This is a genomic window from Micromonospora antibiotica, from assembly GCF_017599305.1.
In the GTDB taxonomy this organism is placed as follows: Bacteria; Actinomycetota; Actinomycetes; order Mycobacteriales; family Micromonosporaceae; genus Micromonospora; species Micromonospora antibiotica.
Genome location: NZ_JAGFWR010000005.1, coordinates 186,564 through 208,833, shown reverse-complemented (window position 1 = coordinate 208,833; position 22,270 = coordinate 186,564). Strand labels below are relative to the sequence as shown.

Sequence of the window (22,270 nt, the reverse complement as noted above, 5' to 3'; positions counted from 1 at the left end):
GGGTCTGAACATGGCTGAGGTACTCGTCGTCGTCGAAGCCACCAGGGAGTTCGGCGTCAAGAAGGTCACCCTGGAAATGCTGACCCTCGCCCGCGGGCTGGGCACCCCGAGCGCCGTGGTGCTCGGCGGCGCCGGTGCCGCCGACGCGCTGAGCGCCAAGCTCGGCGAGTACGGCGCGGAGAAGATCTACGCCGCCGAGAGCGAGGAGATCGACGGTCACCTGGTCGCCCCCAAGGCGACCGTGCTGGCCGAACTGGTCAACCGGGTGCAGCCGGCCGCCGTCCTGCTGGCCTCGGCCCAGGAGGGCAAGGAGATCGCCGCCCGGCTGGCCGTCAAGCTGGACAACGGCATCCTGACCGACGTGGTCGGCCTCGACGCCGACGGCACCGCCACCCAGGTCGCCTTCGCCGGCTCCACCATCGTCAAGTCCAAGGTCACCAAGGGCCTGCCGCTGGTCACCGTACGGCCGAACTCGGTCACCCCGACGCCGGCGGCGGCCACCCCGGCCGTCGAGCAGCTCACCGTCGCGGTCACCGACACCGACAAGCTGGCGAAGGTCGTCGAGCGGGTCGCCGAGCAGAAGGGCTCCCGCCCCGAGCTGACCGAGGCCGGCATCGTCGTCTCCGGCGGTCGCGGCGTCGGCAACGCCGACAACTTCAAGCTGGTCGAGGAGCTGGCCGACCTGCTCGGCGGTGCCGTCGGGGCGTCCCGCGCGGCGGTCGACTCCGGTTACTACCCGCACCAGTTCCAGGTCGGGCAGACCGGCAAGACCGTCTCCCCGCAGCTCTACGTCGCGCTGGGCATCTCCGGTGCGATCCAGCACCGGGCCGGCATGCAGACCTCGAAGACGATCGTCGCCGTGAACAAGGACGGCGAGGCCCCGATCTTCGAGCTGGCCGACTACGGCGTGGTGGGCGACCTGTTCAAGATCGTGCCGCAGGCCGCCGAGGAGATCCGCAAGCGTAAGTGACCCGAACCGGGTCAGCACTGGAGCCGCCGTCCGGTCCGCCCGGGCGGCGGCTCCGTCGTGGTGCCGTGTCCGGTGTGGTGCCGGGTCTGGCGTGGTGCCGGGTCTGGCGTGGTGCCGGGCGGGCGGCGGCGCTGCCCGGCGACCCGGCCGGCGCCGGATTGCGCAACGACCCGGAAGACGGGGGCACGACCCCGGTTCCGGCCGTGGTGAGGGGAGCTGATCGGCGGGCCGGGGAGCTGAACCGGCCCACCGATCAGCCCGTCAGGGTGCCCCTCAGCAGGCTGTCGCCGGAGTGGGCGGGCTTGTTGTCGTACTGCTCGGCGGAGACGTCGACCACCGAGTACGCCTGGAGATCCACATTCGGGGGCAGGGGCAGCAGCGCGTCACCCGAGCTACCCCGCAGCACACCCACCGAGAACATCTCCATGCTCGTCGGATTGATCAGCCAGACCTCGTAGTACCCCGCAACGTCCGGGAGATTCGCGACGTGCAGATGCAGTCGGCCGTCGGCGAAGACCCGGGCGTCACCGTTGGCGTCCTTCGGCGTGCTGCCGTACGCGGCCAGTGGTGCGCTGGCCAGCACCTCCTGCCGGGGTGTGGAGTCCCGGTCACCGAGGACGGCGACGGTGCCGAGCACCGCGATCGCCGCGGCGGCGGTCGCCGAGACGACCGTGGTCGCCCAGCGGGGCCACCGTCGGGACCGGCCCGCCGGTCGTCCGGCGGCCCGCCCGCTGCCCGGGGACGACTGCCGCCGCCGGGAACCCGGCCGGTCGCCGGTCACCGCCGACAGTTGCCGGTACGCCGGGTCGACGTCGTCACCGGTGGCCGGCTGTGCCGGCACGGGACGTACCCCCGTCGGGTCGGGCCCGAGATCCTGACGGTGTGCCTGCGCCGACGACGGCGCCTGCGCGACGGCGTCGAGTTCGGCCAGGATGCCCGCCCAGAGGTGGGCCGGCGGGTCGGGCAGGTCGTGCAGGCCCTGGGTCTGCGCGCCCAGCCCGGCGACGTGCCGGAGGGTGTCCAGCTCGCCCCGGCAGGTCACGCAGCCGCCGAGATGGTCGGTCTCACCGTGGTCCGCCTCGCTCTCACCGAGCGCCAGAAAGACCAGCCGGTCGTGGTCCAGGTGCTGCACCGTCCACCTCCCATCTGCGTTTCAAGCTCGCCATGCCCCGTCTGATGTGGCTCTTGACCGTGCCCAACGGCACTCCGGTCACCGTCGCGATCTGCTGGTGGGTCAGGTCGTCGTAGAAGGCCAGCTCCAACATCCGCCGTTGGTCGTCCGGGAGCCGGGCCAACTCGTCGGCGACCACCAGCCGGTCGACCACGGTGTCCGGGTCCCCGCCGGTGGCGACCGGCTCGGGCAGCTGCCGGACCGTCTCCACCACCCGCATCTCCCGCGCCGAGGCGCGCAGCCGGTCGATCACCTTGCGCCGGCCGATGCCGAGCAGCCAACCGATCAGTGAACCCTTGGCCGGGTCGAAGGTGTCCCGTCCCAACCAGGCGGCGACGAACGTCGCCTGGGTCACGTCCTCCGCGTCGCTGCGGTTGGCCAACGTGCTGGTGGCCAGGTGGTGCACGGCCCGGCCGTACCGGTCGTACGCCTCCCGCAGCGCGCTCTCGTCGCCCGCCCGGAAGCGCGCGGCCAACTCGTCGGGGGGTGGGGGTTCGGGTTCCTGGCCTGCTGTTCCCACCGCTGTCACCGGGCGGGTCGCCTTCCCTGGGGCATGCCCGACTGTAACGCCCACAGCCTCCGCCCCACTCTCCCGGTCCGTGTTCGCCTCCACTCGTCTCACCTGCTCTTCGTCACCGGGGGCGGCCCCGGATGCACCCCGGACGAAGAAAAAGAAAGTGGTGTCCGGCTGCATCCGGCGGTGCGACGGGTGGCGTAACCCGTTCTGCAAGCCAGACCTGACGAACCAGTACCAATCACCAGGAGGCAGACATGCAGCTCGCTATCTTCCGTCGGGTCGCCGCAGGCGGCGCGGTGGCCGCCCTGGCCTTCGCGGGCGTCGGCGCCGCGACCACGACCCCGGCATACGCCGCCTCGTCCAAGGTCTCCGTCGTGCACGGCATCCCGGACACCCCGGTCGACGTCTACGTCAACGGCGAGAAGACCCTCGACAACTTCAAGCCCGGTGACGTGGCCGGCCCGCTGACCCTGCCCGAGGGCGAGTACGACATCGCGCTGACCAAGCCGGGCGAGCCGGTCGGCAGCGCGATCCTCAAGGTCGACGACGCCAAGGTGCCCGGCGGCGCCAACATCAGCCTCGCCGCGCACCTCAGCGCGGACGGCAAGCCGCAGATCACCCCCTTCGTCAACGACACCGCCAAGCTGGCCGCCGGCAAGGCCCGACTGATCGTCCGGCACACCGCCGCCGCCCCGGCCGTCGACGTCCGGGCCGGTGGCAAGCCGGTCTTCGAGGACCTCACCAACCCGAAGGAGGCCAAGGCGGACGTCGACGCGGGCACGGTCAAGGCCGACGTGGTACTGGCCGGCACCGACACCGTGGCGATCGGCCCGGCGGACCTCAACCTCAAGGAGGGCACCGCCACCATCGTCTACGCGATCGGCTCGGCCGAGGCCAAGAACCTCGACGTGGTCGCCCAGACCATCACCGGTCTGCACTCCGCCCCGGGCGGGGTCCCCAGCGGCACCGGCGGGCAGGCCGGCACCGGCGTCGACACCTGGTGGTACGTGCTGGCCGGCGCCGGCGTACTGCTGCTGGTCGGCGGTGGGGCGCGGGTGGCCACCACCCGGACCGGTCGCCGGTGACGGTGCGACACCGCGGGGCGCTGGCGGCGATGGCCGCCGGCGTCGCCGCGCTCACCATCGCCACCGTCGTGGCCTGCGGATCGCAACCGGCCGACGACGTCGGCACCGACGAGGCGGCGGCCCTGGCCAGCAGCAACCCGCCGAGTCCGACGACCGGCACCGGCGGCGGCCCCTCGGTGCCGGTGACCGCCGGGGGCCTGCCGACCGACGAGCGGACCGTGCCACCGGTGAAGCTGCGCATCCCGGCGATCGACGTCACCGCCACGGTCAACCCGGTGGGCGTCGACACCCGGACCGACGAGTTCGACGTCCCACCGAGCGTGGACCAGATCGGCTGGTACCGGTACGGCCCCGGGCTGGAGACCGACGCCGGCTCGGTGGTGATCGCCGGCCACGTCGACAGCTCCGAGCAGGGCAAGGGGGCGTTCTTCCGGCTCCGCGAACTCGACCGGGGCGACACCCTCACCGCCACCGGCGCGGACGGGAAACAGCGGGCCTACCGGGTCGTCGCCCGTGAGGAGTACGCCAAGACGAAGATCCCACTGGACCGGTACTTCGCCCGCGACGGCAAGCCGCGCCTCACGTTGATCACCTGCGGTGGCCCGTTCGACCCGAAGACCCGGCACTACCGGGACAACATCGTCGTCACGGCCGTACCTGCCTGATGCGCTGCGCTGCCTGACGCGCTGCCGTGCGGGCCTGGGGTGCTGCTGTGCCTGCGGCGCTGCCGTACCTGGGGCGCTGATGTGCGGGCCTGGGGCGCTGCCGTGCCGCCCTCCGGACGGCCTGCCGCGCCGGCGTACCCGCGTGCCGCCGTCCGGACGGCCGGTGATGCGCTGGTGGGTCGGCCCGGCTTCCGGTCGGACCGGGACCGAACCGGTCCCGGTCCGACCGGGCCGGGTCGACCCACGCTTCGGTACGGGCGATCCGGCATCCGACGGTCCGTGCCCCGGCCGTTACGCTGAACAGTGATGGCATACCTGGATCACGCGGCGACCACCCCGATGCTCGACGAGGCGTTGGCGGCGTACGTCGCCACCGCCCGCGAGGTCGGCAACGCGTCGTCGTTGCACGCGACGGGCCGGCGTGCCCGGCGTCGGGTGGAGGAGTCCCGCGAGCGGGTGGCCGCGGTGCTGGGCGCCCGCCCCTCCGAGGTCATCTTCACCGGCGGCGGCACGGAGAGCGACAACCTCGCCGTGAAGGGCATCTTCTGGGCCAGGCGGGCAGCCCGGCCCGACCGGGTCCGGGTGGTCTCCAGCGCGGTCGAGCACCACGCCGTACTCGACGCGGTCGACTGGCTCGCCGACCACGAAGCCGCCGAGGTCGCCTGGCTGCCCACGGACGCCGCCGGCAAACTCGACCCGGAACGGCTGCGCACCGAGCTGGCCGAGCACGCCGAGCGGGTCGCCGTGGTGACCGCCATGTGGGCCAACAACGAGGTCGGCACCGTACAACCGGTGGCCGCACTGGCCGCCGTCGCCGCCGAACACGGGGTGCCGTTGCACACCGACGCCGTGCAGGCGGTCGGCCAGGTCCCCGTCGACTTCGCGGCCAGCGGGGTCGCCGCGCTCACCGTGACCGGGCACAAGCTCGGCGGCCCGACCGGGGTCGGCGCGCTGCTGCTCGCCCGGGACGTCGCCGCCACCCCGCTGCTGCACGGCGGCGGGCAGGAACGCGACGTCCGCTCCGGCACCCTGGACACCGCCGGCATCGTCGCCTTCGCGGTCGCCGTCGAAACAGCGGTCAAGGGCCAGCAGGAGTACGCCGCCCGGGTGGCCGCGCTCCGCGACGACCTGGTCCGACGGGTCCGGGAGGCGGTGCCCGAAGTGGTGTTCAACGGCGACCCCGTCGACCGGCTGCCCGGCAACGCGCACTTCTCCTTCCCCGGTTGCGAGGGGGACGCCCTGCTGCTCCTGCTCGACGCCCAGGGCATCGCCTGCTCCACGGGCTCGGCCTGTTCGGCGGGGGTGGCCCAGCCCAGCCACGTACTCCTGGCGATGGGCGCCGACCACGACCGGGCCCGCTCCTCGTTGCGCTTCACCCTCGGCCACACCAGCACCTCCGCCGACGTCGACGCCCTCATCGCCGCCCTACCCGCCGCCGTCGACCGCGCCCGCCGAGCCGCCGCCCTCCGCACCCCCCGCTAACCCCCGCTCCCGCCCCGCCCGCTCCCGCCCCGCCCGCCCCGCCCGCTCCCGCCCCGCCCCGGTGATCAAGAGGTTTACGTCACCCGTCGGCCGGATTCTGACGCAAACCTCTTGATCACCCGCCTCTGCCGGCCCGGCCCCCTGCCGGCCTCCACCCCCACCTGCCCATGCAGGCCTTCCAGCCCGCCCCGTCGTACGTGGGCGGTGGTGGTGTTCGGTGATCAAGAGGTTCAGGTCAGGAACGGGCGCCGGGATGACGCAAACCTCTTGATCACCGGGGCGGGCCGGGGCGGGAGCGGGCGGGGCGGGGACAGGGACGGGGCGGGGGCAGGGACGGGGGCAGGGACGGGGTGGGGTGGGTGGGTAGGGTTGGTGGGGGAGAAGGGGTGTGGCTGGTGAGGGTTCTGGCGGCGATGTCGGGCGGGGTGGACTCCGCTGTGGCGGCGGCGCGGGCGGTGGACGCCGGGCACGACGTGACCGGGGTGCACCTGGCGTTGTCCCGTAACCCGCAGACCTTCCGGACCGGGGCCCGGGGGTGTTGCACGTTGGAGGACTCCCGGGACGCGCGGCGGGCCGCCGACGTGATCGGCATCCCCTTCTACGTGTGGGACATGGCCGAGCGGTTCCACGCCGACGTGGTGGACGACTTCGTCGCGGAGTACGCGGCCGGGCGTACCCCGAATCCGTGTCTGCGCTGCAACGAGAAGATCAAGTTTTCGGCGGTGCTGGACCGGGCGGTGGCGCTGGGCTTCGACGCGGTGGTCACCGGTCACCATGCCCGGCTCGGCCCGGACGGGCTGCTGCGCCGCAGTGTCGACCTCGCCAAGGACCAGTCGTACGTGCTGGCGGTGTTGACCCGCGCGCAGCTCGACCGGTCGGTGTTCCCGCTCGGTGACGCCACCAAGGCGGAGGTCCGCGCCGAGGCGGCCCGGCGTGACCTGGCGGTCGCCGAGAAGCCCGACTCGCACGACATCTGCTTCATCGCCGACGGCGACACCCGGGGTTTCCTCGCCGGGCGGCTCGGCGAGGCGCCCGGCGAGGTGGTCGACGCGTCCACCGGCGAGGTGGTCGGCAGCCACACCGGCGCGTACGCCTACACGGTGGGCCAGCGGCGCGGCCTGCACCTGGACCGGCCCGCCCCGGACGGGCGACCGCGTTACGTGCTCTCCATCACCCCCAAGACCAACACGGTCACCGTCGGGCCCGCCGAGGCGCTGGAGGTTTCCGTGGTCCGCGCCAGCCGTCCGGTCTGGACCGGTGGTGCGCGGCCGACCGCGCCGATCGAGTGTGAGGTGCAGTTGCGGGCGCACGGCGACGTCGTACCGGCCACGGTGAGCGTGGACGGCGACACGCTCGTCGCCGAGCTGCGCCGTCCCGTGCGCGGGGTGGCCGCCGGGCAGGCCGTCGTGGCGTACCGGCCGGATCCGGCCGGTGACGTGGTGCTCGGCTCCGCCACCATCACCGGCTGATCCGCCCACGACGGGGTGCCGTCGGGCTGGCCGTCGGCCAGGTGGGTGCCGTCGGGCTGGCCGTCGGTCGGGTGGGGCGCTGCTGAGCTGACCGTCGGCCGGGTGGGTCGGCGGGGGCCGGTTACCCTTCGGCGGTGACTCGACAGCAGCTCTGGCCCTGGCCGGCGGGCGCGGCGACCGGCATCGGTTCGCTGCCCGGCACCGACATCGCCGAGGCGCAACGGATCGTCATCGGTGAACTGCCCGCCCTACCGCACCTGCCCGAGTTGCCCGCCCGGGGGCCGGGCGCCGACCTGATCGGGCGTACCGGCGGGTTGCTCGTGGACTTGCCGGTGGAGCTGTACGCCGCCCGTTGGCGGATCGCCCCCCGCCCCGGTCGGGACCTGCGCCGATCCCGGGACCTGCTGGAACGTGACCTCGACCAGCTCGCCGAGCAGGCCGAGGCGTATGCCGGGCCGGTGAAGGTGCAGGCGGCGGGGCCGTTCACCCTGGCCACGGCGGTGGAGTTGCCGATCGGCGGGCGGCTGCTGCGCGACCCGGGTGCGGTGCGGGAGCTGACCGCGTCCCTGGCGGAGGGGCTGCGGCTGCACGTCGAGGCGGTGGCCCGCCGGCTGCCCCGGGCCTCGGTGCTGCTCCAACTCGACGAGCCGTCGCTGCCGGCGGCGCTCGCCGGCCGGGTCCGCACCGAGAGCGGTCTGGGCACCTACCGGCCGGTCGACACCACCGTCGCCCGTTCCCTGCTGAGCGAAGTGATCACGGCGGCCGGGGTGCCGACGGTGGTGCACTGCTGCGCCCCGGACGTGCCGTTGGAGCTGCTGCGCACCGCCGGGGCGGTCGGGGTGGCGCTGGACCTCGCCCTGCTCACCGACCTGGACCCGGTGGGCGAGGCGATCGACGCCGGTCTCGGCCTGTTGGCCGGGGTGGCGCCGACGCAGCCGCCGTCGGCCGGCCGCGCGCCGACGTCGGCCCAGCTCGCCGATCGGGTACGCGGACTCTGGGACCGCCTCGGCTTTCCGCGCCGCCAACTCGCCGAGCAGGTGGTGGTCACCCCGGCCTGCGGTCTCGCCGGAGCCAGCCCGGAGTACGCCCGCGCGGTGCTCACCGCCTGCCGGGACGCCGCCCGCCGGCTGCACGAGGAGTGAGGGTTTTCCGTCGTACCGGGTGGGCAGGATGACGGTCATGATTGGAAAACTGCGTACCGTCGCCATCGACTGCCCCGATCCGCGGGCCCTGGCCGGTTTCTACGCCGAGCTGCTCGGTCTGCCCCTGGTCGAGGCGGACTCCGACGGCAACGAGTGGGTCGTGCTGGGTGGTCCGCTCGGGCAGCAGCCCCGGCTCGCCTTCCAACAGGCAACCGACCTGATTCCCCCGGCCTGGCCCGATCCGGCGCGTCCGCAGCAGGTCCACCTCGACGTCACGGTCGACGACATCGAGGTGGCCGAGAAGGCGGCGCTCGCCCTGGGCGCCCGGCGGCTGCCCGGGGAGGGGGAGGGTTTCCGGGTGTACGCCGACCCGGTCGGCCACCCGTTCTGCCTCTGCTGGGACTGACACTGCCGCCGCCGGCCGGGCCTTCGCCGGACGGTGCTGCCGTCTACCGGCCCGTCCTCGACCGATCAGGTGGCGGACGGGCGGCGGCGGGTGCCGCCGTGGCGCTGCCCGGCCGGCGGTGTCCGGGGTGCCGGGGTGGCCTGGGCGGGGCATGATCGGGTCGTGATCGACTCCTCGCTCCGTCGTGCCTCCGGTTCGCTGTTCGGGCTCGCCTACGGCGATGCGCTCGGCAAGCCGACCGAGTTCCTGTCCGTGCCCGAGATCCACCGCCGGTACGGCCTGGCGGGGCCACGGGAACTGGTCGGCGATCCGGTGCTGGTCACCGACGACACCCAGATGGCGCTCGCGGTGGCGTGGGCCCTGCACGACGCACCCGGGTACACCCCGGAGGCGGTCGAACCGTTGCTGCGTCGGCGTTTCCTGGACTGGGCCGCCAGCCCGGAGAACAACCGGGCACCGGGGATGACCTGCCTGCGGGCCTGCGGCGAGCTGGGTCGGGGGTTGCCCTGGCAGCAGGCGACGGTGGTCGACTCCAAGGGGTGCGGCGCGAACATGCGGGTCACCCCGGTCGGCCTGCTCGACGTCGACCTGGACACCCTCGCCGGGCTGTCCCAGCTCCAGGCCGGCCTCACCCACGGCCACCCCACCGGCCTGGCCGCCAGTGAGCTGACCGCGTACGCGGTGCGGGTGCTGCGCGACGGCGCGGCGCTGACGGAGCTGCCCGGCCTGCTGACCGACCGGGCCCGCGACCAGCGTCACACCTACCGTGACGACTGGTTGGGTGACCTGTGGCGGCGGTGCGGGGCGGACTCCCCGACGGAGTTCATCGCCACCGGCTGGGACGAGTGCCGGTCGGCGCTGGAGCGGCTCGACGCCGCGCTGCGCCGACCGGACGACGGGGGAGACCCGTGCCGGTACACGGGTGAGGGCTGGATCGCCGAGGAGGCGCTCACCACCGCGCTGCTCTGCGTCCGGTGGCACCCCGACGACCCGGTGGCCGCGCTCGGCCGGGGCGCGACCACCGCGGGTGACTCGGATTCGATCGCCGCGTTGGCCGGCGCGTTCCTCGGCGCGGCCCACGGGCTGTCCGGCTGGCCGCCCGCCTGGTCCACCCGCATCGAGTACGCCGACCAGCTCGCCACCCTCGGCGCGACCTGGGACTGACCCGCCCGCCCGGCCGGATGCCGCCCGCCCGACCGCCCGCCGGGCCGGATGCCCGACCGCCGGACCGCCCGGCCGACCGCCGGGCCGGATGCCACCCGGCCGGATGCCCGACCGACCGGCAGCCCGGATGCCGCGCCGCCGCGGTGTCGGCCACCACGACGGGAGCACCGGGGGTGTGCGGTGCTCAGGCCGGGCTGCGTCGCCCGTGCAGTCGCTTCACCCGCCGCCACAGGGCCGGGTCGCAGCTACCGGCCCGGCGGGAGAAGGCGTCGGCGGGGATACGCAGCGGCTCGGCCAGATCCAGCCAGCTGTCGTGTTCGGCGTCCGGGTCCCAGTCCCGGGTCGGGATCGACACGTGGTCGTCCCGGTCGCTCTTGTCCTGGCTGGTGATCTTGAGGACCTCGATACCCCGGTCGTCGGCGCTTACCACCAGGCAGGGGCGTACCTTCGAGCCGGTGCCGTCGTGGAACGGCACGTCCGCCCACCAGATGTCACCCGGGCGGGGCGTGCCGGTGGGGGTGCGGGGACGCGGTGGCGCGGTCGGTCGGGCCCGGTCCCGGGGCGGGGTGCCCCGCTCCGGTCGGGTGCGCCCGTCGCCGCTCGACGGTCGTCCGCCCCGGCGTCGCCACTCGTTCCAGGCCCAGCCGGCGGCGACCGCCAGGACGATCAGCAGCCCCCACAGCAACCACTCCGGCATCGGTACCCCGCCTTCCTCCGGGCGGCCACCGCGCCGCCGACGTGCGGCGATCGTCGCACGCCCCGGGGCCGGTCGCCCGTCGGGCGGGGTGGGGCAGGCAGGGGGAATGTCCCACCGGCCGGTTACCGTGCTCCAGTAGCGTGATCACGGGGGAGGTTCGCACGGTGTCCGGAGGCGACAGGGTGTCGGAAGAAGAGATTCCCCAGCAGGTCAGCGCGGCCCAGGAGGCGGCGGCCGGCGGTGAGCCCACCCCCGAGGCCCGGGAGCGGCACGCCACGTTGGGTCAGGAGCTGACCGAACACCAGTACCGCTACTACGTCCTCGATGCGCCGACCATCACCGACGCCGAGTTCGACAGGCAGTTGCGCGAGCTGGAGGCGTTGGAGGCGGAGTACCCGGCACTGCGTACCCCCGACTCGCCGACACAGCGGGTCGGCGGCACCTTCTCCACCGATTTCACCCCGGTCACCCACGCCGAGCGGATGCTCTCGCTGGACAACGCCTTCGCCGACGAGGAGCTGGCCGCCTGGGCCGAGCGGGTCGAGCGGGACGCCGGTGGCCCGGTGCCCTACCTGTGCGAGCTGAAGGTCGACGGCCTGGCCATCAACCTGACCTACGAGAAGGGTCGGCTGGTCCGCGCCGCCACCCGGGGCGACGGGCGCACCGGTGAGGACGTCACCGCCAACGTGCGCAGCATCCGCAGCGTGCCGGCCCGGCTCACCCCGTCCGACGAGTTCCCCGACGTGCCGGAGCTGCTGGAGGTGCGGGGCGAGATCTACTTCCCGGTCGCCGGGTTCGCCGACCTCAACGCCAGCCTGGTCGAGCAGGGCAAGGCGCCGTTCGCCAACCCGCGCAACGCCGCCGCCGGCAGCCTGCGCCAGAAGGATCCCCGGATCACCGCGTCCCGGCCGCTGCGGCTGGTGGTGCACGGCACCGGCGCCCGCACCGGCTTCCGGCCGGCCACCCAGTCCGAGTCGTACGCGGCGCTGAAGGCGTGGGGGCTGCCGACCAGCGACCGCTGGCGGGTGGTGCCCGACCTGGCCGGCGTGACGGAATACATCGCCCACTACGCCGAGCACCGGCACGACGTCGAGCACGAGATCGACGGGGTGGTCGTCAAGGTCGACCCGGTGCCCATCCAGGGGCGGCTCGGCTCGACCAGCCGGGCGCCCCGGTGGGCGATCGCCTTCAAGTATCCGCCGGAGGAGGTCAACACCACGCTGCTCGACATCGAGGTGGGCGTCGGGCGGACGGGCAGGATCACCCCGTACGCGGTGCTGGAGCCGGTGCACGTGGCCGGTTCGACGGTCGCCCAGGCCACCCTGCACAACGCCCGCGAGGTCGAACGCAAGGGGGTGCTGATCGGCGACACGGTGGTGCTGCGCAAGGCCGGCGACGTGATCCCCGAGGTGCTCGGCCCGGTCATCGAGCTGCGACCCGCCGACGCCCGCCCGTTCGTCATGCCCACCCACTGCCCGTCCTGTGACACGCCGCTCGCCCCGGCCAAGGAGAGCGACGTCGACATCCGCTGCCCCAACACCCGCAGCTGCCCGGCGCAGCTGCGGGAACGGGTCTTCCACCTCGCCGGGCGGGGTGGCTTCGACATCGAGGTGCTCGGCTACAAGGGCGCCGCCGCGCTGCTCGACGCCGAGATCATCGGCGACGAGGGTGACCTGTTCGCCCTCGACGCCGCGCAGCTCGCCCGCTCGCCGTTCTTCGTCAACAAGGACGGCAGCCTCGGCACCAACGCGACCAAGCTGCTCGACAACCTCGCCGTGGCCCGGGAACGCGACCTGTGGCGGGTGCTGGTGGCGCTCTCCATCCGGCACGTCGGGCCCACCGCCGCGCAGGCCCTGGCCCGGCACTTCCGTTCGGTGACGGCGATCGAGGCGGCTGCCGAGGAGGAACTGTCCTCGGTCGACGGGGTCGGTCCGACCATCGCCGCCAGCATCAAGGAGTGGTTCGCCGTCGACTGGCACCGCGACGTGGTCCGCAAGTGGGCCGAGGCCGGGGTCCGGATGGCCGAGGAGGCGGTCGACGAGGGGCCGCGCCCGCTGGAGGGGATCACCGTGGTGGTGACCGGCACGCTCGCCGGGTTCAGCCGGGACCAGGCGGCCGAGGCGATCCAGAGCCGGGGTGGCAAGGTCACCGGTTCGGTCTCCAAGAAGACCGGCTTCGTGGTGGTCGGCGACAACCCCGGGTCCAAGGCCGACAAGGCGGCCGGGTTGAAGGTGCCGGTGCTCGACGAGGACGGCTTCCGGGTGCTGCTCGACGCCGGCCCGGAGGCGGCCCGCGAGGTGGCCCGGGTCGAGGAGAGCTGAGCGTCCGGCCGCTGACCTGACCGTCCGCCCGTCCTGCTCCGCCCATAGGTGAATCTTGGGGTCGTATACCAACTTAGTCACGACTACGACCGATTCGTGGCTGTCGTACGGGTCCACCGGCACCCAGGGCGTTTCATGGTGGCAGGTGTGCGACCGGCGTACACCCTGATGGGGCGTGCCCGGGAGGTGCGATGGAGACCGCCGACCCCCGCAACTCGTTCCCGGGCGGGCGGGAGGGGCCGTTCCTGGGCCTCGTCGTCGGGGTGATCGGCCTGGCCGTGCTGGCCTGCGTCGGGCCGTTGATCGACCTCGTCGGCCGGCTGGACCAGCTCCCGGTGGCGTTCTGGACGATGGCGGTGCTCGCGGTCGGCTGCGACGCCCGACCCTTCATCCCCTCGGGACGCCGGCAGACCTCAGCGGTCTTCCCGTCCACCTGTTTCACCTTCGCCATCCTGCTCGGCTGGGGGCTCGGGCCGGCGGTGCTGGTGCAGGCCGTCGCGGTCGCCGTCTCCGGCGTACGGCTGGGCCACGCCCCCTGGCGGACCACCTTCAACGCCGCCCAGTACGCCTGTGCGCTCACCGCCGCCCACCTGGTGCTCCGGCTCGGACCGGGCGGGCTGTTCGACGACGACCGGGTGGGCTGGACCGACGTCCTCACCGCCGGGGGCGCGACCGTCACCTGGTTCGTCGTCAACTACGGGCTGGTCAGCACCGCGTTGCGGCTGCGCTTCGGTGGCCGGTGGTGGCCGGCCGCCCGGCAGGGGCTGCCCTTCGAACTGCTCTCCACCGGTTCGCTGCTGCTGCTCGCCCCGGTCCTGGTGACCGCGGCGCGGGCCAACGCCGCGCTGATCCCGCTGGTGCTGGTGCCCCTGTTCGCGGTCTACCGGATGGCGCACCTCTCCGACGAACAGGTCCAGCTCGCCGCCCTCGACCCGCTCACCGGCCTGCCCAACCGCAAGGCGCTGCTCGCCGAGGTGGCCGAGCAGGTGCACCGGCACGCCGAGCGGGTCGCCCGGGGGGACCGCGGCGCACAGGTGGCGCTCCTGCTCATCGACCTGGACCGGTTCAAGAACGTCAACGACGCGCTCGGCCACGCGGTCGGTGACCGGCTGCTGGTCGAGGTGGGTGCCCGGCTCGCCGAGGTGATCGGGGAGCGCGACCTGCTGGCCCGGCTGGGCGGGGACGAGTTCGCGATCGTGGCCGGTGGGCTCGACGGGGTGGCCGAGGCCCGGGAGTTGGCGGACCGGGTGGTCGCCGCGCTGGCCGAACCGGTGTCGCTGGACGGGCTGCCACTGGACGTCGGCGGTTCGATCGGCATCGCGCTCTTCCCCGACCACGGCGAGGACTACGCCACCCTGATGCGCCACGCCGACGTCGCCATGTACGACGCGAAGCACCGCAACGACACCGTCGCCGTGTACGCGGCCGAGTCCGACCACAACTCCGCCGAGCGGTTGGCGCTCCTGGCCGACCTGCGGCGCGTACTGGAGGCGGGGCCGGCGGGCGGGCGGGCCGTGCGCGGCGGTGACGGCGCGACACTGCCGTCCCGGCTGGCCCCCGTCGACGGACCCGCCGGCGGCCCGGCCCCCCGCGTCGGCGAACCGGGCCGGTGGTGGCTGCCGCGCCGACGGCAGCGGCCCACACCGGTGCACCCCGACGAGTTGCTGAACCGGATCCTCACCGGTGCCGACCCGGTCCGCCGTCACGGTGGGGTCCCGGAGCACCGGCCGGCCGTGCCGACCCCGGCGGCGCAGGACGTCGCGCCCCCGGCCGGCCCGGCGGAGGTCGGCGAGATCACCATGTACTACCAACCGCAGGTCGCCATCGCCACCGGCGAGGTGGTCGGGGTGGAGGCGTTGCTGCGTTGGCGGCACCCGCGCCGGGGGATGGTCGACCCGGAGGAGCTGATCCGGGTCGCCGAGCAGAGCGCCGTGATGCGCCTGCTCACCTACCGGGTGATCGACGACGTGGTGGCGCAGCTCGCGACGTGGTCGGCGGCTGGGATCACCCTGCGGGCGGCGCTCAACGTCAGCGTCCGGGACCTGCACACCGGGGAGATCGTCGACCGGATCGCCGACCGGCTCGCCGGTGCCGGGGTGAGCCCGGAACGGCTGCAACTGGAGATCACCGAGGGGGCGCTGATGGCCGACCCCCGACGGGTGCTGGCCACCATCACCCGGCTGCACCAGCTGGGGGTGGCCATCTCGCTGGACGACTTCGGCACCGGCTACTCGTCGTTGCAGCACCTGCGCCGGCTGCCGCTGTCCGAGGTGAAGGTGGACCGGTCGTTCGTGCTGGGGATGGCCGAGGACGCCGACGACGCCGCGATCGTCAAGTCGACGATCGAGCTGGCCGGCGCGCTCGGCCTGCGGGTGGTCGCCGAGGGGGTGGAGGACGAACGGACCTGGCGGCTGCTGCACGCGGCCGGTTGCGACGCCGCGCAGGGCTGGTTCTACGCCCGCCCGATGCCCGCCGACGAGTTGACCGCCTGGCTGGCCCGTTACCGGCCGCTGAGCCCCGTCCCCAGCCCGGACGCCGAGATCCCCCGCCGGCACGCCCGCTGACGGTCGCCGGCACATCCACAGGGGGTGGGCGGGCGGCCCCCGGACCGGCCGGCGGCCCGGACGCAGGGGGAGTCGGAGGTGTCGGGGTGAGCGCAGGACAATAGACTCGCTCCGGTCACCGCGCGTCATCCCGTCGACGGCGCGGCCGGCACACCGAGACGCAGCAGCACAGCCACGAAGGGGGCACCGATGGCCGCCATCTCCCGCGAGGAGGTCGCGCACCTCGCGCGACTGTCGCGGCTCGCCGTCACCGAGGAGGAGCTGGACACCTTCGCCGGCCAACTGGACGTGATCCTCCAGTCGGTCGCGCAGGTCGGTGAGGTCACGGCGGCGGACATCCCGCCGACCTCCCACTCGGTGCCGCTGACCAACGTGCTCCGCGACGACGTGGTGGTGCCCGGGTTGACCCCGCAGGAGGCGCTGTCGGGTGCCCCCGACGTCGCCGAGCAGCGGTTCCGCGTCCCGCGCATCCTGGACGAGGACGTGGCGTCGTGAGCGGATGTGTAGTTGACACCGGGCATGACAGGCGAACCATCGAGCCCAGTGCGCCGGCTGCCCGGGGCACCGGTGAGCGGAGCGAGGCGACGGCATGACCGACCTGACCAGAATGACCGCGACCGACCTGGCCGGGCTGGTGGCCTCGGGGGAGACCTCTGCGGTCGAGGTGACCCGGGCCCACCTGGACCGGATCGCCGCCGTCGACGACCGGGTGCACGCGTTCCTGCACGTCGACACCGAGGGGGCGCTGGCCGCCGCCCGCGCGGTCGACGAGCGGCGGGCCGCCGGTGAGCAGCTCGGACCGCTGGCCGGGGTGCCGGTGGCGGTGAAGGACGTGCTCACCACGAAGGGCGTGCCGACCACCGTCGGTTCGAAGATCCTCGAAGGCTGGCGTCCGCCGTACGACGCGACGATCGTGCAGCGGCTACAGGCGGCCGGCACGGTGATGCTCGGCAAGACCAACATGGACGAGTTCGCGATGGGCTCCTCCACCGAATACTCGGCGTACGGCCCGACCCACAACCCGTGGGACACCGACCGGATTCCGGGCGGCTCCGGCGGGGGCAGCGCCGCCGCGCTGGCCGCGTACGAGGCCCCGTTGGCCATCGGCTCCGACACGGGTGGCTCGATCCGCCAGCCCGGCGCGGTGACCGGGACCGTCGGCGCGAAGCCCACCTACGGCGGCACCTCCCGGTACGGCCTCGTCGCGTTCTCCTCCTCGCTGGACACCCCCGGCCCGTGCGCCCGTACGGTGCTCGACGCGGCGCTGCTGCACCAGGTCATCGGCGGGCACGACCCGCGCGACTCCACCTCCATCCCGCAGCCGGTGCCGGACGTGGTCGCCGCCGCGAAGCTCGGTGCGACGGGCGACCTGACCGGGGTGAAGCTCGGCATCGTCAGGGAGTTCACCGGTGAGGGCGCGGAGCCGGGTGTGATGGCCGCGTTCCGCGAGTCGGTGGACACCCTGGCCAAGCTGGGCGCCGAGATCGTCGAGGTGTCCTGCCCGCACTTCCGGTACGCGCTGCCGGCGTACTACCTGATCGCGCCGAGCGAATGCTCCTCCAACCTGGCCCGGTTCGACGGGGTCCGGTTCGGGCTGCGGGTCGGCGACGACGGCAACCGGTCGCTGGAGGAGGTCATGTCGCTGACCCGGGAGGCCGGGTTCGGTGCCGAGGTCAAGCGGCGGATCATGGTCGGCACGTACGCGCTGTCGTCGGGCTACTACGACGCCTACTACGGGCAGGCGCAGAAGGTCCGTACCCTGATCACCCGCGACTTCACCACGGCGTTCGAGCAGGTCGACGCGCTGATCTCGCCCACCACGCCGTTCGTGGCGTTCCCGATCGGGGCGCGCACCGCCGACCCGTACCAGATGTACCTGGCGGACCTGTTCACCATCCCGACGAACCTGTACGGCGGGCCGGGCATCTCGGTGCCGTGCGGCCTGTCCGAGGGGCTGCCCGTCGGTCTGCAGGTGATGGCCCCGACGATGGCCGACGACCGGATGTACCGGGTCGCCGCCGCGTTGGAGTCCGTGGTCGGCACGTTCACCCCACCGGCACTGTGAGGCTGGAGTTCAGATGACGACGACACTGCCCGCGTACGACGAGGTCGTTGCGCGTTACGAGCCGGTGATCGGCCTGGAGACCCACGTCGAGCTGGGCACGAACACCAAGATGTTCTGCGGTTGCCCGACCGACTTCGGTGGGGAGCCCAACACCCGGGTCTGCCCGGTGTGCCTGGGCCTGCCCGGTTCGTTGCCGGTGGCCAACAAGGCGGCGATCGAGGCGACCATCCGGATCGGGCTGGCGCTGAACTGCTCCATCGCGCAGTGGTGCCGGTTCGCCCGGAAGAACTACTTCTACCCGGACATGCCGAAGGACTTCCAGATCAGCCAGTACGACGAGCCGCTGTGCTCCGACGGCTACCTGGACGTCGAGGTGAACGGCGAGCTGGTGCGGATCGGCATCGAGCGGGTGCACCTGGAGGAGGACACCGGCAAGACGCTGCACGTCGGTGGGGCCACCGGCCGCATCCACGGGGCGACCGAGTCGCTCGTCGACTACAACCGGGCCGGCATCCCGCTGGTGGAGATCGTCACCAAGCCGGTTCCCGGCACCGGTGCGCTCGCCCCCGAGGTCGCCAAGGCGTACGTGACGGAGCTGCGCGACGTGCTGCGTTCGCTGGGGGTCTCCGACGTGCGGATGGAGGAGGGTTCGCTGCGCTGCGACGTCAACACCTCCCTCAACCTGCCGGGCGAGGAGTGGGGCACCCGCACCGAGACCAAGAACGTCAACTCGTTGCGGTCGGTGGAGCGGGCGGTCCGCTCGGAGATCCTGCGGCAGGCGTCGGTGCTGGACGCGGGCGGCCGGATCACCCAGGAGACCCGGCACTTCCACGAGGACACCGGGGACACCACGCCGGGCCGGTCCAAGGAGACCGCTACCGACTACCGCTACTTCCCGGAGCCGGATCTGGTGCCGCTCGCCCCGGACACCGCCTGGGTGGCCGAGCTGAAGGCGGCCCTGCCGGAGCTGCCCCGGCTGCACCGTCGCCGGCTCCAGGAGCAGTGGGGCCTGTCCGACCTCGACATGCAGTCGGTGCTCAACGCCGGTGCGGTCGAGCTGATCGAGGCGACCGTGGCGGCCGGCACCACCCCGGCGGCGGCCCGCAAGTGGTGGCTGGGTGAGCTGTCCCGCCGGGCCAACGAGACCGGTGTGGAGCTGGCCGACATCGGGGCCACCCCGGCGCAGGTCGCCGAGCTCCAGGGCCTCATCGACGCGGGCAAGCTCAACGACAAGCTGGCCCGGACGGTGCTGGAGGGCGTGGTCGACGGCGAGGGTTCGCCCACCGAGATCATGACCAACCGGGGCCTGGAGGTGGTCTCCGACACCGGCGCGCTCACCGCCGCCGTGGACGAGGCGATCGCCGCCAACCCGGCCATCGCCGACAAGATCCGTAGCGGCAAGGTCGCCGCTGCCGGTGCGCTGGTCGGCGCGGTGATGAAGGCCACCCGTGGCCAGGCCGACGCCAAGACCCTCCGTGACCTGATCCTGGAGCGCCTCGGCGTCCAGGGCTGACCCGAGCGGGCCGGAGCCGAGGCTTCCCGCCCGCGACCGGCGAGGGCCGCCGTCGTGACCCGACGGTGGCCCTCACCCCTTCCCCCGGGGTACGCGCGCGACCCGCGCGACCCCCCACCGAGGGCGTCAACGGCGACGCCCGGATGGAGTTGCCGTGAACGAGCACGACCTCGACGTCCTCGACGAGATCCAGCGGCGGGTGCTGTGGCTCGCCACCCGGATCGTGGACGCGGCCAACCACGACCGGGACACCGGCGACGGGGTGAAGGTCGGTGGGCACCAGGCGTCGAGCGCCTCCCTGGTCACCGCGATGACCGCGCTGTGGTTCGCCCACCTGGACGCCGAGGACCGGGTGGCGGTCAAACCGCACGCCTCCCCGGTGTTCCACGCGATTCAATACCTGCTCGGCAACCTGGACCGGTCGTACCTGACGCGGTTGCGGGCGCGGGGCGGGTTGCAGTCGTACCCGTCGCGGACGAAGGACCCGGACGAGGTGGACTTCTCCACCGGCTCGGTCGGGTTGGGCGCGGCGGCCCCGCTGTTCGCCGCGGTGACCCGCCGCTACGTCGACGCCCACTTCGGGGCCCGCCCGCACTCCCGGTTCGTCGCGTTGATCGGCGACGCAGAGCTGGACGAGGGGAACATCTGGGAGGCGGTCGCCGACCCGGCCACCACCGGCCTGGGTAACGTGATGTGGCTTGTCGACTTCAACCGGCAGTCGCTGGACCGGGTGGTGCCCGGCATCCGGATCGACCAGTGGCGGGGGCAGTTCGAGGCCGCCGGTTGGCACGTCGTCGAGGTCAAGTACGGCCGCCGGCTGGCGCAGGCGTACGCCCGGCCGGGTGGGGCGGCGTTGCGCGACTGGATCGACCGGATGCCCAACGAGCAGTACCAGTCGCTGTTCGGGTTGGCCGGGCCGGCGCTGCGGCAGCAGTTCCTGGACGGGGCGCCCGACGGCATCGCCGGGTTCATCGCCGATCTGACCGACGAGGAGTTGGCCCCGCTCGTCACCGACCTGGGCGGGCACGACCTGGCGGCGATGCTCGACGCGTACGCCCAGTGTGACGCGGTCACCGACCGGCCCAGCGTCGTCTTCGCGTACACCGTCAAGGGGTGGGGGTTGCCGCTCGCCGGCAATCCGCGCAACCATTCGGCGTTGCTGTCCACCGGGCAGGTCGACGCGTTGCGGGCGGCGCACGGCCTGACCACCGCGACCGAGTGGGACCGGCTCGACCCGGCGGGCCCGGCCGGCATCCGGGCCGGCGCGCGCCGTGAGGCGCTGGCCCGCGCGCCCCGGCACCGGTCGCTGGGGGTCACCGTCCCGGAGTCCACCGGGGTACGCACGCAGAAGCCCATCTCCACCCAGGAGGCGTTCGGGCGGGTGCTGGTGGAGCTGGCCCGGGACCCGCAGGTCGCGCCCTACCTGGTCACCACCGCGCCGGACGTGGCGACCTCCACCAACCTGGCCGGGTTCATCAACCGGACCGGGGTGTTCGCCCCGACCGAGCGGCGGTCCTGGTCGCAGGACCGGATGCTGCGCTGGACGGAGAGCCCCGCCGGGCAACACATCGAACTGGGCATCTCCGAGATGAACCTGTTCCTGCTGCTGGGTCAGCTCGGCCTGTCCTGGGACCTGTCCGGGCAGCCGCTGCTGTCGGTCGGCACCGTCTACGACCCGTTCGTGCTGCGCGGGCTGGACGCGTTCCTCTACGGCACCTACTCGGGTTCCCGGTTCGTGGTGGCCGGCACCCCGTCGGGCGTCACGCTGGCCCCGGAGGGTGGTGCCCACCAGTCGACCATCACCCCCTCCGTCGGCCTGGAACTGCCCGGCGTCACCTTCTGCGAACCGGCGTACGCGACCAGCCTCGACTGGTTGCTCTGTGACGCGTTCGGGCAGATCGCGCAGGGCGCTGCGCCGGCCGCCACCGCCGCGCCGGCCGAGGACGGGGCGTACTACTTCCGGTTGAGCACCCGCCCGCTGGACCAGGCACCGTTCGAGGCGGCCCGGGTCCGCCTCGGCGACGCGGTGCTGCGCCGGCAGGTGGTCGCCGGGGCGTACCGGCTGGTGGACGCGCACCAGGCGTACCCGCAGCTGGCCGACGCGCCGGTGGTGACCCTGGCCGCCTCGGGGGCGGTGCTGCCGGAGGTGCTGGCCGCCGCCGCCGAACTGGCCGACGAGGGCATCGCCGCGCACGTGGTCGACGTGACGAGCCTGGACCGCCTCTACCGGGCGTGGCAGCGCACCCTGCGCCAGGGCGTGCGTACGGCGACCGTGCCGAGCGTGCCGGGCGCGTTGCGGGCCGCCTTCGGGGACCGTACCCCCCTGGTGACCGTGCACGACGCCGCCTCGCACGCGATGGCCTGGCTCGGCTCGGCGCTGGGTGTGCCGGCGGTGCCGCTCGGGGTGGACGAGTTCGGCCAGTCCGGCAGCGTCCGCGAGCTGTACGAGCTGCACGACCTGCTCCCCGGCAGCATCGTCAACGCCGCCCTGGCCGCCCTGTCCCTACGCTGACGGGTCAGCGGGTGCCGCGACGGTGCCGCGCGTGGCCCGGGCCATCTCCGGTTCGGTCTGGTGGAAGACGGTTCGGTCTGGTGGAAGACCTGGAGCGCCGGCCATCGCCCTCGCCGCCGGGCCCATGCGCGGACCCGGCGGCGACAGCGGACCTGTTCGGTGCTGGCGGGGACGGAAACCCGCCCCTCAGCGGGGCAGACCACCTATCTGATTACCCTCTGTCATCGTTATGGCCGGCGCCGCTCCAGGTCACTCTGAGTGTTCTTTCTGGCGGTCCTCGTGATGTGGGTCTGCATCCTTTGCTCTGCTGCCATAGAGGCGACACGGTGCTGAGCAGGGATAATGCGGAACGCCGCGACTGGGGGTTGTTGGCAGCTCCGTTACGGAAGGTAGCTGTCGCGGTGAGGGCAGCAGAGCAAAGGATGCGGGTGTGCATAGGTGCGTGCGGCTTGAAGGTATCCCTCGGTGACATTGGTGGAGGTTGGGTGAGCGGGGTGTTCGCGCATCAGAGGCCCTGGCGGTCGGCG

General features: G+C 73.3%; 17 protein-coding genes. 14 read left to right on the top strand and 3 right to left on the bottom strand.

Annotation, left to right across the window (positions count from 1 at the left end):
* The first annotated feature begins 10 nt into the window (after positions 1 to 10).
* Positions 11 to 970: an electron transfer flavoprotein subunit alpha/FixB family protein gene (locus tag JQN83_RS12715; RefSeq protein WP_208567317.1), complete on the top strand. Its 960-nt coding sequence runs from the start codon at positions 11 to 13 to the stop codon at positions 968 to 970.
* Positions 971 to 1,223: 253 nt separating this feature from the next.
* Here JQN83_RS12715 and JQN83_RS12710 read toward each other — a convergent pair whose 3' ends face one another.
* Both JQN83_RS12710 and JQN83_RS12705 read right to left on the bottom strand, forming a co-directional pair.
* On the bottom strand, positions 1,224 to 2,102 hold the full coding sequence (locus tag JQN83_RS12710; RefSeq protein ID WP_208567316.1) for an anti-sigma factor: 879 nt from the start codon (positions 2,100 to 2,102) through the stop codon (positions 1,224 to 1,226).
* A complete protein-coding gene (locus JQN83_RS12705) occupies positions 2,056 to 2,661 on the bottom strand; it encodes an RNA polymerase sigma factor (protein ID WP_208567315.1) in 606 nt (201 codons plus the stop codon). The genes JQN83_RS12710 and JQN83_RS12705 overlap by 47 nt, the downstream gene beginning before the upstream one ends.
* Before the next feature lie 251 nt (positions 2,662 to 2,912).
* On the opposite strand from JQN83_RS12705, the gene JQN83_RS12700 reads away from it, so the two are divergent.
* The 7 genes from JQN83_RS12700 (at position 2,913) to JQN83_RS12670 (ending at position 10,071) form a co-directional block, all read left to right on the top strand.
* Positions 2,913 to 3,743, top strand: coding sequence for a DUF4397 domain-containing protein (locus tag JQN83_RS12700; protein ID WP_208567314.1), 831 nt, complete (start codon positions 2,913 to 2,915; stop codon positions 3,741 to 3,743).
* Positions 3,740 to 4,408 carry a class F sortase gene (locus JQN83_RS12695; protein WP_208567313.1) on the top strand — a complete coding sequence of 223 codons (669 nt, stop codon included), beginning with the start codon at positions 3,740 to 3,742 and terminating at the stop codon, positions 4,406 to 4,408. The genes JQN83_RS12700 and JQN83_RS12695 overlap by 4 nt, the downstream gene beginning before the upstream one ends.
* A gap of 306 nt (positions 4,409 to 4,714) precedes the next feature.
* Positions 4,715 to 5,890: a cysteine desulfurase family protein gene (locus tag JQN83_RS12690; RefSeq protein WP_208567312.1), complete on the top strand. Its 1,176-nt coding sequence runs from the start codon at positions 4,715 to 4,717 to the stop codon at positions 5,888 to 5,890.
* A gap of 395 nt (positions 5,891 to 6,285) precedes the next feature.
* Positions 6,286 to 7,359, top strand: a complete 1,074-nt coding sequence (gene mnmA / locus JQN83_RS12685; protein ID WP_208567311.1) for a tRNA 2-thiouridine(34) synthase MnmA — start codon at positions 6,286 to 6,288, stop codon at positions 7,357 to 7,359.
* A gap of 134 nt (positions 7,360 to 7,493) precedes the next feature.
* Positions 7,494 to 8,501, top strand: a complete 1,008-nt coding sequence (locus JQN83_RS12680) for a methionine synthase (protein ID WP_208567310.1) — start codon at positions 7,494 to 7,496, stop codon at positions 8,499 to 8,501.
* Positions 8,502 to 8,538: 37 nt separating this feature from the next.
* The gene (locus JQN83_RS12675) at positions 8,539 to 8,907 is read left to right on the top strand and encodes a VOC family protein (protein ID WP_208567309.1); all 369 of its coding nucleotides are present in this window, start codon (positions 8,539 to 8,541) and stop codon (positions 8,905 to 8,907) included.
* 162 nt (positions 8,908 to 9,069) lie between these two features.
* Positions 9,070 to 10,071, top strand: coding sequence for an ADP-ribosylglycohydrolase family protein (locus JQN83_RS12670; RefSeq protein WP_208567308.1), 1,002 nt, complete (start codon positions 9,070 to 9,072; stop codon positions 10,069 to 10,071).
* 184 nt (positions 10,072 to 10,255) lie between these two features.
* Here JQN83_RS12670 and JQN83_RS12665 read toward each other — a convergent pair whose 3' ends face one another.
* Entirely contained in the window at positions 10,256 to 10,768 is a 513-nt protein-coding gene (locus JQN83_RS12665) for a type II toxin-antitoxin system PemK/MazF family toxin (RefSeq protein WP_208567307.1), read from the bottom strand.
* 182 nt (positions 10,769 to 10,950) lie between these two features.
* Here JQN83_RS12665 and ligA point away from each other — a divergent pair, with 182 nt between their 5' ends.
* From ligA to JQN83_RS12635, 6 genes are all read left to right on the top strand, one after another.
* Positions 10,951 to 13,089 (top strand): NAD-dependent DNA ligase LigA, encoded by a 2,139-nt coding sequence (gene ligA, locus JQN83_RS12660; protein WP_208567306.1) that lies wholly within the window; start codon positions 10,951 to 10,953, stop codon positions 13,087 to 13,089.
* Positions 13,090 to 13,280: 191 nt separating this feature from the next.
* On the top strand, positions 13,281 to 15,653 hold the full coding sequence (locus JQN83_RS12655; protein WP_208567305.1) for a putative bifunctional diguanylate cyclase/phosphodiesterase: 2,373 nt from the start codon (positions 13,281 to 13,283) through the stop codon (positions 15,651 to 15,653).
* A 189-nt stretch (positions 15,654 to 15,842) separates the two neighbouring features.
* Entirely contained in the window at positions 15,843 to 16,148 is a 306-nt protein-coding gene (gene gatC, locus JQN83_RS12650; RefSeq protein ID WP_088641698.1) for an Asp-tRNA(Asn)/Glu-tRNA(Gln) amidotransferase subunit GatC, read from the top strand.
* A gap of 94 nt (positions 16,149 to 16,242) precedes the next feature.
* Positions 16,243 to 17,718, top strand: coding sequence for an Asp-tRNA(Asn)/Glu-tRNA(Gln) amidotransferase subunit GatA (gene gatA / locus JQN83_RS12645; RefSeq protein WP_208567304.1), 1,476 nt, complete (start codon positions 16,243 to 16,245; stop codon positions 17,716 to 17,718).
* Between the two features lie 13 nt (positions 17,719 to 17,731).
* Entirely contained in the window at positions 17,732 to 19,231 is a 1,500-nt protein-coding gene (gatB, locus tag JQN83_RS12640; protein ID WP_208567303.1) for an Asp-tRNA(Asn)/Glu-tRNA(Gln) amidotransferase subunit GatB, read from the top strand.
* A 154-nt stretch (positions 19,232 to 19,385) separates the two neighbouring features.
* Positions 19,386 to 21,743, top strand: coding sequence for a thiamine pyrophosphate-binding protein (locus JQN83_RS12635; RefSeq protein ID WP_208567302.1), 2,358 nt, complete (start codon positions 19,386 to 19,388; stop codon positions 21,741 to 21,743).
* Positions 21,744 to 22,270: the final 527 nt, after the last annotated feature.

Excerpts from the sequence above, each read along its gene's own strand:
- JQN83_RS12715 (WP_208567317.1), top strand. The coding sequence starts at position 11 with ATGGCTGAGGTACTCGTCGTCGTCGAAGCCACCAGGGAGTTCGGCGTC.
- JQN83_RS12700 (WP_208567314.1), top strand. The coding sequence starts at position 2,913 with ATGCAGCTCGCTATCTTCCGTCGGGTCGCCGCAGGCGGCGCGGTGGCC.
- JQN83_RS12690 (WP_208567312.1), top strand. The coding sequence starts at position 4,715 with ATGGCATACCTGGATCACGCGGCGACCACCCCGATGCTCGACGAGGCG.
- JQN83_RS12675 (WP_208567309.1), top strand. The coding sequence starts at position 8,539 with ATGATTGGAAAACTGCGTACCGTCGCCATCGACTGCCCCGATCCGCGG.
- JQN83_RS12665 (WP_208567307.1), bottom strand. The coding sequence starts at position 10,768 with ATGCCGGAGTGGTTGCTGTGGGGGCTGCTGATCGTCCTGGCGGTCGCC.
- JQN83_RS12655 (WP_208567305.1), top strand. The coding sequence starts at position 13,281 with ATGGAGACCGCCGACCCCCGCAACTCGTTCCCGGGCGGGCGGGAGGGG.
- gatC (WP_088641698.1), top strand. The coding sequence starts at position 15,843 with ATGGCCGCCATCTCCCGCGAGGAGGTCGCGCACCTCGCGCGACTGTCG.
- gatA (WP_208567304.1), top strand. The coding sequence starts at position 16,243 with ATGACCGACCTGACCAGAATGACCGCGACCGACCTGGCCGGGCTGGTG.
- gatB (WP_208567303.1), top strand. The coding sequence starts at position 17,732 with ATGACGACGACACTGCCCGCGTACGACGAGGTCGTTGCGCGTTACGAG.